This is a genomic window from Mucilaginibacter sp. BGA-UO-ETr-C110 (genome assembly GCF_059567985.1).
Genome location: NZ_JCAQPB010000002.1, coordinates 4,806,494 through 4,818,877, shown reverse-complemented (window position 1 = coordinate 4,818,877; position 12,384 = coordinate 4,806,494). Strand labels below are relative to the sequence as shown.

The 12,384-nt window shown below is 44.9% G+C and carries 12 protein-coding genes; 5 read left to right on the top strand and 7 right to left on the bottom strand.

Features of this window, described 5'->3' with window-relative positions; genetic code table 11:
• The first annotated feature begins 29 nt into the window (after window positions 1–29).
• Window positions 30–1,049 (top strand): ferrochelatase, encoded by a 1,020-nt coding sequence (hemH, locus tag AC57BQ_RS20690; protein ID WP_496408070.1) that lies wholly within the window; start codon window positions 30–32, stop codon window positions 1,047–1,049.
• 126 nt (window positions 1,050–1,175) lie between these two features.
• Here hemH and AC57BQ_RS20685 read toward each other — a convergent pair whose 3' ends face one another.
• The 7 genes from AC57BQ_RS20685 to AC57BQ_RS20655 all read right to left on the bottom strand — a co-directional run bounded on the left by AC57BQ_RS20685 (window position 1,176) and on the right by AC57BQ_RS20655 (window position 8,453).
• Entirely contained in the window at window positions 1,176–2,576 is a 1,401-nt protein-coding gene (locus AC57BQ_RS20685) for an aminopeptidase P family protein (protein WP_496408069.1), read from the bottom strand.
• Window positions 2,577–3,041: 465 nt separating this feature from the next.
• The gene (crtD, locus tag AC57BQ_RS20680) at window positions 3,042–4,511 is read right to left on the bottom strand and encodes a 1-hydroxycarotenoid 3,4-desaturase CrtD (protein WP_496408068.1); all 1,470 of its coding nucleotides are present in this window, start codon (window positions 4,509–4,511) and stop codon (window positions 3,042–3,044) included.
• A 157-nt stretch (window positions 4,512–4,668) separates the two neighbouring features.
• Window positions 4,669–4,872 (bottom strand): hypothetical protein, encoded by a 204-nt coding sequence (locus AC57BQ_RS20675; RefSeq protein WP_496408067.1) that lies wholly within the window; start codon window positions 4,870–4,872, stop codon window positions 4,669–4,671.
• A 238-nt stretch (window positions 4,873–5,110) separates the two neighbouring features.
• Window positions 5,111–6,004: a LysR substrate-binding domain-containing protein gene (locus tag AC57BQ_RS20670; RefSeq protein ID WP_496408066.1), complete on the bottom strand. Its 894-nt coding sequence runs from the start codon at window positions 6,002–6,004 to the stop codon at window positions 5,111–5,113.
• Between the two features lie 56 nt (window positions 6,005–6,060).
• Entirely contained in the window at window positions 6,061–6,549 is a 489-nt protein-coding gene (locus AC57BQ_RS20665) for a hypothetical protein (protein WP_496408065.1), read from the bottom strand.
• Window positions 6,550–6,583: 34 nt separating this feature from the next.
• Window positions 6,584–7,366 (bottom strand): hypothetical protein, encoded by a 783-nt coding sequence (locus tag AC57BQ_RS20660; RefSeq protein ID WP_496408064.1) that lies wholly within the window; start codon window positions 7,364–7,366, stop codon window positions 6,584–6,586.
• Between the two features lie 79 nt (window positions 7,367–7,445).
• Entirely contained in the window at window positions 7,446–8,453 is a 1,008-nt protein-coding gene (locus tag AC57BQ_RS20655) for an aspartate-semialdehyde dehydrogenase (protein ID WP_496408063.1), read from the bottom strand.
• A 708-nt stretch (window positions 8,454–9,161) separates the two neighbouring features.
• Between AC57BQ_RS20655 and AC57BQ_RS20650 the strand changes: the two genes are divergently transcribed.
• The 4 genes from AC57BQ_RS20650 to AC57BQ_RS20635 all read left to right on the top strand — a co-directional run bounded on the left by AC57BQ_RS20650 (window position 9,162) and on the right by AC57BQ_RS20635 (window position 12,378).
• Complete coding sequence (locus tag AC57BQ_RS20650) at window positions 9,162–10,112, top strand: NAD-dependent epimerase/dehydratase family protein (RefSeq protein WP_496408062.1); 951 nt, start codon at window positions 9,162–9,164, stop codon at window positions 10,110–10,112.
• Window positions 10,113–10,229: 117 nt separating this feature from the next.
• Window positions 10,230–10,955 carry a YebC/PmpR family DNA-binding transcriptional regulator gene (locus tag AC57BQ_RS20645; RefSeq protein WP_090470379.1) on the top strand — a complete coding sequence of 242 codons (726 nt, stop codon included), beginning with the start codon at window positions 10,230–10,232 and terminating at the stop codon, window positions 10,953–10,955.
• Window positions 10,956–11,101: 146 nt separating this feature from the next.
• The gene (locus tag AC57BQ_RS20640) at window positions 11,102–11,317 is read left to right on the top strand and encodes a DUF2442 domain-containing protein (protein ID WP_496408061.1); all 216 of its coding nucleotides are present in this window, start codon (window positions 11,102–11,104) and stop codon (window positions 11,315–11,317) included.
• A 92-nt stretch (window positions 11,318–11,409) separates the two neighbouring features.
• The gene (locus AC57BQ_RS20635) at window positions 11,410–12,378 is read left to right on the top strand and encodes a hypothetical protein (RefSeq protein ID WP_496408060.1); all 969 of its coding nucleotides are present in this window, start codon (window positions 11,410–11,412) and stop codon (window positions 12,376–12,378) included.
• The last annotated feature ends 6 nt before the right edge of the window (window positions 12,379–12,384 follow it).

Sequence of the window (12,384 nt, the reverse complement as noted above, 5' to 3'; positions counted from 1 at the left end):
AATTTTATATTTTTGCGGCTGAAATAGTTATGGGTAAAAAAGCAGTTTTATTAGTGAATTTAGGTACACCTGATAGCCCTTCAACGGCCGATGTACGTACTTATCTGAATGAGTTTTTGATGGATCCCAGGGTAATTGATATCAACCCTATATCACGCACCCTTTTAGTACGTGGACTAATAGCTCCCTTCAGGGCGCCAAAATCGGCTAAATTATACCAGGCTATTTGGGATAAGGAAACAGGGTCGCCATTGATGCATTATAGCCTGCTACAACAAAAGGCCCTGCAACAACGCCTGGGCAATGAATACATCGTGGAGTTGGCTATGCGTTATCAAAACCCTTCGATTGAATCGGCGTTGAACAGGCTTAAAGCCGCTTTGGTGGATGATATACAGGTTATCGCACTGTTTCCGCAATATGCATCAGCCAGTACCGGTTCTGTTTATGATAAGGTGATGGAACTATTGGCAGCCTGGGGTACCAAGCCCAACATCTCTTTCCTGAACTCTTTTCATGATAACGAAGGCATGATCGCCACTTTTGCCGATAACGCCCAAAAATATAACCCGGAGAGCTATGATCACGTGTTGTTCAGTTTTCATGGTTTACCACAAAGACAACTGATTAAAGCGGATCATACCCAAAAACATTGTTTAAAATCGAGCGATTGCTGCCAAACGCTCACCGATGTCAATAAAAATTGTTATTCGGCACAATCTCATCATACCGCACAATTGATCGCCGAAAAACTGAATATTCCTAAAGATAAATATACCATCTGCTTTCAATCGCGCCTGGGTAACGACCCATGGGTACAGCCCTATACCAGCGAAATTGTAGCCAAACTGGCCAAGGAAGGCAAGAAAAGTCTGCTGGTATTTTGCCCCGCTTTTGTGGCCGACTGCCTGGAAACTGTTTATGAAGTAACTACCGAATACGGTGACGAGTTTAAAGCCCTCGGCGGCGAAAAAGTTCAGTTAGTAGAAAGTTTGAACGATTCGCCGATATGGATAGATGCTTTGGAGAAAATGGTAAGGGAAAATTAAGAACAATATTTAACCATTACGTCATTGCGAGCAGAGCGTGGCAATCCCCGATAAGCAGAGCCGCTCTGTACAGTTAGGGATTGCCACGCTCTGCTCGCAATGACGTGTTTTATTAAAAAGAATTCTTTACCCCCTCAATCCCTCAATCTCTTTCAAGGTCTTCGGTAAATACTTACCCAGCAAATGACTGCCGTTATCGGTAATCAAAAAGTTATCTTCAATACGGATGCCGCCGAAATCGCGGTAGGTATTCAGTACATCGTAGTTGATAAAGTCGGCGTATTTGTTTTCGGCCTTCCAGCGATCTATGAGCTCGGGGATGATGTAAATACCGGGTTCCACGGTAAGTACGTAGCCCGCTTCCAGCTCGCGACCAAGGCGCAAGGATTTCAATCCGAACACGGTTTCTTTTTTCAGGGTATCGGTATAGCCCACGTATGGCTCGCCCAGGTCCTCCATATCATGCGTGTCCATCCCCAGCATATGACCCAGGCCGCATTGAAAAAACATGGTATGCGCACCGGCCGCAACGGCCTCGGCCGCATCGCCCTTCATCAGGTTAACCTGTTTTAATCCCTCTACCAGTTTTTGACAGGCTGCCAGGTGAATGTCTTTATAACGTGTGCCCGGTTTAAGCAGACTGATGGCGTGGTTCATGGAGTTAAGCACCACCTCATACAATTCTTTTTGCTTATTGGTAAAGCTGCGACCAACCGGAAAGGTGCGGGTAAGATCACCGCCGTAGTGCATGTCATTTTCGGCGCCAATATCGCTCAATAACATGTTACCATCCTGCAGGGTGTTACCATAATAATGGGTATGTAGCGTTTGGCCATGCGTGGTAATAATGGCCGGGTAACCCAGGCGACCGTTGGCTGCCGCTACTACTTCATTGGCTATGGCTACCAGCTCATATTCCTTAATACCAGGGCGGGTGGCTTTAATAACCGCCAGCTGCATATCCACACTAATAGATACCGCTTTTTCCATCTCCTGGATTTCCAATGGTGTTTTGATCACCCGCTGGGCGATCACCGCTTTGATGAGTTTAATCGATACGTGGTCCTGCACATCATCCAGACTTACGTTAAACCAGCTGGCCAGTTTCATGCGGTTTTCGGGGCGGTAAGGTGGTAAAATATGTACTTTTCTGCCGGCTATCAGAGCCTTGTGTACATAGTGCAATACCTGATCAGATGGCTTTGTTTGGGTAACGCCAACCAGCCCCGCCATTTCGTGCACGGTAGGCAGGGTGCCTGTCCAGATGATATCGTCAATGGTTAGTTCGTTGCCAAAAACTACTTCTTCGCCGGTATCGGTATCAATTATGGCAGCCAGGTTTTGCACATCGAGGCCGAAGTAGTAAAGAAAAGTACTGTCCTGACGGAAGGGGTAGCAATTATCCTTATAGTTCATGCTGCTATCCTCGTTACCTAATAACAGGATAATACCATCTTGCCCGATATTTTGCTTTAATACATTTCTTCTGTCGGTATAAACCTGTTTGTCAAAAAGCTGAAGTTTCATAGGTTATTATATTGAAGGGGTAAAGATAATGGCTTTTTGTGTTATCATGCAACGGATCAACTCATCCGGTCTGTACTTCGTTTTGCCTGCTGTTCTCTCGGTGCGTCATTGCGAGGTACGAAGCAATCTCTTTGGGATAAGCACGTAGATTAGTATATCGTAGAGCGCTCAATTGCCGCTGGGGCTGTTACTTTGTCTTGATACAAAGTAACCAAAAATCAAGTCAGCAGAGAGGCTTCTTTACGCACAAGGCCTTTGCCCTGCAAATCGGACAGAACCACGGGCTGCTTAATTTTGCCCCCACTTCGTTCGCTCATGCCCCTTGTTTCAGGCAAAATTGCTAATGCCCTTCCTGCCGCACAAGCCACCATCGTTCGGCCCGCTTTCGCCCGAAGCTTATCTGCTGACGGATAAGAAGGATTATTTTAAGAAAATCAATAATTCACTAAATCACTAATTCAATAATTAAATCCAATCGCTCACAATTTTGGCCGAAAGCAGGCAAAGCGGAATGCCACCGCCCGGATGCACGCTACCCCCACAAAAGTACAGGTTTTTAATTGATGAGGACCGGTTGGCATGTCGTGAAAATGCCGCGAACTGGTTGTTGGAGCTGGTGCCGTACAACGATCCCTGGTACGATGATGTTTTACTCTCGATATCGCGCGGATCAAGAATGCTTTCGGATATGATCAAGCTGCTGATATTCTCAGCCAGGATACGGCTAAGTTTGGCTAATATATTTTGGCGTGCGGTGCTGATCAGACTGTTCCAATCCTGCCCGCTATTGGCGGGTACGTTGATCATAGTAAACCAGTTCTCACAGTCGGGAGGTGCATCATCCGCTTTGTATTTGGAGCTGATGTTAAGATATACGGTTGGATCATGGTAAATATCTTTTTGCTGCCAGATATGATCAAATTCGGCTTTATAATCCTTGCTGAAAAAAATATTATGAAGGTTTAGCTGGGCGAATTGTTTGCTGATGCCCCAATAAAATATCAGGGCCGAACTGCTGCGTTCCTGCCTTAGGATCTTTTTAGGAAATAGCTGTGGATGTTGTTTTAACAGCTTGTGATAGGTAAACCAAACATCCATGTTGGATATGATGACGTCGGCGGGTATCAGCTCGTCTTTTACTTTGATGGCTTTTGCAGTTTGCTTTTCCAAAACGATCTCTTCAACCGGCGAGTTATAATGAAACACAACACCCAATGATTCTGCCAGTTTTACCAGGCTGCTCACCATGCTGTACATGCCCCCCTCGGGGAAATAGGCGCCATAATGCTGCTCCAGGTGTGGGATTACATTCAATGTAGCCGGTGCGGTATATGGGTTGGAACCATTGTAAGTAGCGTACCGGTCGTAAAATTGCGTAAGGCGTTTATCTTTAAAAAAACTTTGATTAGCCTTGTGCATGGAGCGAAAAGCATCTATCTGTGGAAACCTGAAAACAGAACGTACCGTATCTCCATGTAAATAAGTTTTTAGGCGATGTAGGGAGCGCTCCAGGAAAACATGATTGGTAATGCTGTAGATGTTGGCGCTGTTTTTAAGATATCTTTTGATGGAATCAACTGGTTCGCCGGTTTGTTGATTTGCTTCCGCCGCGAATTTCTCCTGACCGGCATAAGCGTTGAGGATGGTGCCATCTTCATAAAAATACCGGCAAACCACATCCAGCTTTTGGTAGTTGAAAAAATCGGCAGGGTTTTTACCGGCGAGGGTAAACAGTTCATCCACATATTGCGGCATGGTGAACAGGCTGGGCCCGGCATCAAACCTAAAACCATCCTGCTCAAACTCGGATAGCTTACCGCCTGGGTAATTATTGGCCTCAAAAATATCAACCCGGTAACCTTTTACCGCCAAACGGATAGCCGTAGCTATACCAGCGATCCCGGCACCAATGATCAAGACTTTTTTTACAGGCATGGGGTAAAGATAAAATCTATGGCTATAAAAAAGGGCAGAACCACGAATGATTCTACCCCCAGTTAGGTTATTGTACTGAATTTGTCCTTAATGATTGTAGAGCATGCTTCACAGCGTACCCGGTTGACAAACTCGGCATAATAAGCTTACTATATACTCAACAGGATTTATCCGTTATTGTTTCTTTGCGTTTGTATAAACTTTGAATAAGGTATAAAATCAACACGCCAATGCTAAAGCCTTTTAAAAGCCCGTCGATGGCATCTGGTTCGGAAGGGTACAAAGATTTAACTATAATGCTTAAAGCCAGCACGAATAACCCTAAGGGCAGTATATACTTTATGGGGATAAGCGGTTTCATGGTTGTTTGCGTTTAATTCACATAAAGTTAGGAGATAAGTATTATAATTCAAAAGGCCCCCGCCTTGCGCTCGTTTGCAACGAGTGCTTATTATGGTACGGCGATTGTATCGCTATTGCGTTTTAAACGCAAACCCATGTTAAGCACTCGTTGCAAACGAGCGCAAGTACGAACTTTATTTATCATTTATTTGAATTTGCTTTTAGCTCCCTCTCCAAAGGAGAGGGCTGGGGTGAGGCTATTTATGCCCCAGCGCGAAATTGATAAAGTTGCTGGTAAGACCGTAATCCTCTGTTCCTTTACGGCGGATGAAAAAGAAATCGCGGGTGATCTTTAAGCCTTCAATTGGTACTTCTACCAGGTCGCCCTCGGCCAGCTGCCTGATGATGGAGGGGCGAGGCATAAAGCCCAGGCATTGATCGGCCAGGAGAAAGTTTTTCAGGGCCTCGGTACCACCCAGACGGATCTTGACAGATAAGTCGGCCGGTTTGATGTTTAGTGCCGACAATGATTTTAATACCGCGTTCAATGTGCCCGAACCACGTTCCCTCACTGCCAATGGCGTTTTTAAAAGTTGTTTTAGTGTAAGCGACTTACCAGCCAGCGGACTTTTAGCCGAGCATACAGGTATCACCTCATCGCTCATAAATGGTGTATAAGATACCGTGGTGAGCTTGTTATCAACCTCAATAATACCGATATCGACCTCGTGGTTAAGCAGGGCGTTCAGGATATATTCCGAGTTGCGGTTCACCAGTTGCACATCCACATTGGCATATTCGCGCTGAAAACCCGAAAGTATAGAGGGTAAAATATACAGGGCGATAGTGGTACTGGCCCCCAAACGCAAATGCCCGGCTGCCTGCGAAAGGTTGCTGAGTACCGAAAGGTCATACTCTATCTTTCGCTCAATTTCGGTGGCCTGCTGCAGGTATTCATTGAGCTTGTTGCCGGCATCGGTGAGTAGGATGCTGTTGCCTTTGCGCTCAAACAGGGGTACTTTATATTGATCTTCCAGGGCTTTTACATGCTTGCTGATGGCCGGCTGCGTAATAAACAGCACCTGAGCCGCCTTGCTGAAACTCAGGTTGGCAGCCACTTCCATAAACACACGGTGCGCAAAGGATATCATTTGGCTAAGTTATCATTTTAACTTTTTAAAAAGCGGGGATGAATTGATTGATCGCCTCACTTTTTTCTTGCTTCAAGTAGCTTGTCGATAATAGGACAGAGCGGGATGAATTTTTTAACCAAGGCATCCACGTCTTTTTCAAAACTTTCCTGCACCAGGGGCATGTATCCCTGCATGAGTGTAAGCGGGCCATAACCTACGGATACATTTTTCCAGGAAGATTGATCAGGGGTAAATGCCAACCGGAAGTCGTTCGCAAATTCACGGCTTTTGATGGCATATCCCTCCAATTCCCGGAGTTTCAGCGCATGGATGTTGTAATTGAACATTGATTTCTCCAGATCCTTTTCTGTTAACCAAATGGAGAAAAATATGCCGGAATGAATGGGGTTTTCATGTAATGCAGGTGACGACCAGCCCTTTTTCTGTAATTTTAAAACCCATGAGTCATACCACCACCCAACAAATGAACTGATCTGGTTTTTTTCAAGATCTGCACGGTTGTTTTCTACTACGCCGTTGAATACTTCAAGAAACCGGTCCATAAAATTGATTTTTTGGTTTTGTCTTTAGTCAGTATCATTTTACTTTCTCAAAAAAACGACCGGTGAATTTATAAGTGATTAGCTTATGCGTCATTTTATGATTGTAATCAACCAGCGGTGTATGAATGGTTTGGGTTGCTTTGTCAAAGTAAATGGCCGGATAAGATTTCCAGTCGGCAATGGAGCTTACATCAAAATCATAATGCAGCTGGCTGTATACCCCGGTAGGTGTTTTTATAAATGGTGGGTTACCAATCAGCTTACCTTTATCAATAGTAAATATTTTCAGGCCCTGCCCTGCTTTTGTAGCCGAATAAACTGAGTTATAAGTAGCCAGGTAATAGACTTTGCCGGCGGTGGTAAAAGTGTATATTTTAGGGTACCAGAGGGATACATACCCTTTTTTGCCAATAGTATCCATTTTTAACAACGACACCGTTTGCCCCCCGTTTTTGTATTGCAGTACATTGTAAATATCAAAGCCTTTAACACCCAGCTGTGTGTTCCAGGAATAGGTACGGAATATACCATCGGCAGAAGTGGCTATTACCAAACGCTCTTTAACCAATGAGGTAAAAGGCTGTTTAATGGTTTCGGGATATTTGGAGGTATAATATTTGAGCTTAACGGCGAAGATCTTGTTTTGCTTCAACAGCGAATCCATCGCTTTCCACTCTTTTTTGTGCGATCCGTAATAGTTTACTTTTTTGAGTATCCGGAGCAGATCGCCCTCAATAGCCTGCGGACTATTCTGTGCAAATAAATGGGCTGAAGCTAAACAACAGCAGAAAACGACTATCAGCTTAATGGTTTTCATGGTAAACATCAGGCAATAAAAATAGGGATAATCAACCGATCATCCCTATTAAAATATTATCTAAGTTAAATTATTCTACTTATGCTTCAACCGGCTGACCGATCAAATGCGCGGCAACCAGGTATTCGGCAATTTGCACGGCGTTGGTAGCAGCACCTTTACGCAGGTTGTCTGATACTATCCAGCAGTTCAGGGTATTGTCCTGGGTTTCGTCACGACGGATACGGCCTACAAAAACCTCATCTTTGTCATGCGCGTCAAGCGGCATTGGGTATTTCAGGTTGGCAGGATCGTCAACTACAACAATACCTGGCGATTTAGCTAACAGTTCACGTACTTCAGTCAGGTCAAAATCATTGAAAAACTCAATGTTTACCGACTCAGAGTGACCACCCATAACCGGGATACGTACAGTAGTAGCGGTAACTTTAATGCTATCATCACCCATGATCTTTTTGGTTTCCAGGATCATTTTCATCTCCTCTTTGGTATAGCCGTTCTCGGTGAAAACATCTATCTGGGGGATCACGTTCAGGTCGATTGTATAAGGATAAACCTTTGGTCCGTCGATACCCTTACGCTCGTTAAATAACTGGTCAACAGCTTTTACACCGGTACCGGTAACCGATTGATAGGTAGAAACCACTACCCTTTTAATTTTGTATTTATCGTGCAGCGGTTTTAAGGCCACTACCATTTGTATGGTGGAGCAATTAGGGTTGGCGATGATCTTGTCATCAGCGGTTAATACATCAGCATTTACTTCGGGCACTACCAGTTTTTTGGTAGGATCCATGCGCCATGCCGATGAGTTGTCAATAACAGTTGTACCAGCAGCTGCAAATAAAGGAGCCTGCTGTAATGAAGTGCTTCCGCCGGCCGAGAAAATCGCTACGTCCGGCTTCATCTTAATCGCATCCTCAACAGAAACCACCTTAAACTGCTTACCATTAAAAGTAATTTCTTTACCAATACTTTTTTCTGAAGCTACGGGAATTAATTCTGTAACGGGGAAGTTGCGTTCTGCAAGAACCTGCAACATTTTGGTGCCTACTAATCCTGTAGCACCTACTACTGCGACTTTCATTTTTGTTAATTTGTTATATAATAAATTGTTAAACTCCAAATATGCGATTTTTTTTTGAGGAATTGAACTTAATCTATCAGATTGGTAGTTTATGTAATTAATATAATTGTCATTGCGAGCGAAGCGTGGCAATCTCCTCGCGTTCTTATTGATGTGAATAGCTAGGGTATTAGGCTTTTATCTTAATTCTTATCTCTTGATTCTTAACTCTAATAAGGGCGTTGCCTCCGGCCCGCGCTATTCGCTCATACGCCACGAGGCATTAGGCACGGGCCGGTATCCGCTGCTATCGCTAACGCATTTTAATTATTGAATTAGTGAATTATTGATTTGTTTGGAACATGATCTCTTTTTCTTCCCCCGTCAGCAGATAAGCTTCGGGCGAAAGCGGGCAGAACAATGGTGGCTTGTGCGGATGCGGGGCATAGCAAGTTTTGCAGAAGAACGGGGCTTGAGCGAGCGAAGCGGGGCAAATAATTGCAGCCCTGGTTCTGCCCGTTTTGCAGGGAAAAGGCTAGGTGCGGCAAAGAAGCCTCTCTGGTGACTTGATTTTTGGTTACTTTTTATCAAGAAAAAGTAACTTGCCCTCCCGCGGCCAAGAGCGGGTCTTGAACTATTCAAAACCGCAACTCAAGCCCGAATAAACTTCACTAACACCTTCAACACATTTCGCCCAAATTTTTACCTTTGCCTAAACTCAAACTATACATGAGCGAAAAGATTTTAGTGATAGGAGCCAACGGCCAGATAGGGACAGAACTGGTTGTTGCTTTAAGAAAGATACATGGAGCCGAAAGCGTTATAGCATCCGATATCAATGATCCGGGTTATGCCATACGCCATAGCGGTCCGTACGAGCTGGTGAACGTGCTGGATAAGGACAATCTGCACCACATATTTGATAAACACCGCCCTACCCAGGTTTATCTACTGGCAGCTATACTCTCGGCCGTAGGCGAACAAAAACCCAAACTGGCCTGGGATCTAAACATGACCGGCCTCATCCACATTCTTGATTTTGCGGTGGAGTTTAAAACCGCCAAAGTTTTTTGGCCAAGCTCCATCGCGGTATTCGGGCCAAACTCGCCACAGTTTCATACCCCGCAGTATTGTGTAATGGATCCCAATACCGTTTATGGCTTTAGCAAACTGGCCGGCGAACGCTGGTGCGAGTATTATTTTACCAAATACGGACTGGATGTACGCAGCATCCGTTACCCCGGCCTCATTGGCTGGCGGGCTAATCCGGGTGGCGGCACTACCGATTATGCCGTGCATATATTTCACGAGGCCTTAAAGAAAGGCAAGTATACCAGCTTTCTATCGGCTGATACCGCTTTGCCCATGATGTATATGGATGATGCCATCAGGGCCACTATATCTTTAATGGATGCCCCTGCCGAGCAGCTAACCATTCGTTCATCCTACAACCTGGCGGGGATCAGTTTTACGCCGACCCAACTGGCAGAGGAGATCAAGAAGCAGATTTCCGGTTTTGAAATAAGCTATGCCGAAAATGATCCGCGACAAGCCATTGCTGATAGCTGGCCAAAATCAATTGACGATAGTTATGCCGAAAGAGACTGGGGCTGGAAGCTGGAATATGACCTGGCCACCATGACCAATGATATGCTGACTAATTTAAAAACCGTTATATAAAGCCGAAGGCTGAATGCGTAAAGCAAAAGGCTAAGGGTTTGACACTTATATAAAACAAATATTATATTCGCTTGATCCATGGACTATGAACCATGGGCCATGGACAAAAAAAGAATTATGGGAAGAGCATTTGAATTCCGCAAAGAGAGAAAATTTAAACGCTGGGCCAAAATGGCCGTGCAGTTTACACGTTTAGGCAAAGAGATTGTAATGGCCGTAAAAGCAGGTGGTGGTGATGTTACTACCAACTCGCGCCTGCGCACCGCAGTACAAAATGCCAAGGCGGTAAATATGCCTAAAGATCGTGTGGAAGCCGCTATAAAAAGAGCTACCAGTCGCGATGAAAAGGATTATGAAGAATTAGTATACGAAGGATATGCGCCCTACGGTGTTGCCGTATTGGTAGAAACCGCTACCGATAATACCAACCGTACTGTAGCCAACGTACGCAGCTATTTTACCAAATACGGTGGTTCGTTGGGTAAAACCGGATCATTGGATTTTATTTTCACCCGCAAATCTGTTTTTACATTTGAGCCTGGCGACCGTGATCTGGAAGAACTGGAATTCGAACTGATAGACGCTGGTTTGGAAGATCTGTTTGTAGAGGCTGATGAGGAAGGTAAAGATATCGGTGTGATCCATACCGCTTTTGAAGATTTTGGTAAAATGCAGAAAGCGCTGGAAGAAGTAGGTGTTGAAGTAAAATCGGCCAAGTTGGAGCGTGTACCGCAATCATTCCATGAAGTTACCGAAGAGCAGGTTACCGATATCATGAAGCTGATCGATCGCCTGGAAGAGGACGACGACGTGCAGGCGGTTTACCACAATATGGCGGAGTAAACCCCACCCAACCCTCCCCTAAAGGGAGAGGGCTTTTAAAAGAAAATACAACAACTTGTCACTGCGAGGAGGGACGACGAAGCAATCGCGAACTTTGCAGGGCATAGTTTTTGATTTTTGAATTTTAACTTTTGAATTAATTCCCCATGCCACTATTCAGTTCACGTAAGGAAGAAAAAAAGGTAAAAGTAAGCTTTGCCAATGGCTTGCTTTTTGTTGAAAAACCAGATGGCAAACAACAGGCTTTCCCGTTGGAATGGTTCCCCAAGCTGATGAACGCCAGCGACGAGGAACGTGATGACTGGAAACAAACCGATAAAGGCATCCACTTTAACCAGTTGGATGTGAATGTGGATCTTTAAAAAAGAAGCAAGAGATAAGAGTCAGGAATCAAGACAGACCCCATATTTTTGTCTTGATTCTTGGCTCTTGTTTCTAATAGTCTCAAAAAAATATGTTGTTCGAAGAGTTTTTTAAAAAGAAAAAGATCGACCTGGTTGCTTTACAAGCGGCAGAGGCAGCGCTGTTTTCTGAATTTAAAACTCACTTTGAGCAAATGGGAGAAAAGAGTTTCGACCATACCAAAAAGTACTGGTTCAATAAACTCAGGCGACAGTTCCCGGCTGCACCCGAAATAAAAACGGAAAAAGTAAGGATAGAAAACCCGCTGGCCGAACAAACCATTACCGAAAGCTTGACAGAGGCCGCTGCGCCATCACCCAAATTGGGTTTCGCGCCTAAATTCAGGGCTGGCGGAGTTGCCAAACCCGCCGAAGAGAAACAGGAAACCAAGCCGGAAGAAACCACACCTGCTGCTGATCAAACCGTAGCCAAACCGGTATTTAAACCCCGGTTTAATCCCGGCATGGTGAAACCCAAGCCAGCGGAGGATACTACAGAACCACAGGAAAAGGCAGAAGCAAAAGAAGAAGATGCTACCCCTACTACCGATGCTCTAAAACCGGCATTTAAGCCTCGCTTTAAAGCCGCGATGATGAAGCCGAAACCTGCTGAAGATACCTCAGAGCCACAGGAAAAACCCGAAGCAAAGGAAGAAAATACGACTCCCACTGTAGAACAAACTCCGGCAAAACCAGCCTTTAAACCCCGGTTTAATGCGGCCATGATGAAGCCCAAGCCTACGGAAAATGAACCTACGCCAGAAGAACCGCAGAAAGAGAAACCAGCGGTAAAAGAAGAACCTGAGGCATCTGCCGAAACACCCGCTCCCAAACTTGGGTTTAAGCCACGATTTAATCCAGGAATGGTAAAACCTAAGCCTGCCGAAAACGAACCAACAGCTGAACAGGGCCCTGAAGAAGAACAGCCAACTGTTACGCCGCCAGCCGAAGAACCAGCAACGAAACCGGCTTACAAGCCCCGGTTTAATATGAAGAACATCCCCCCAAAAGCAAGCGAGTAATTGTTT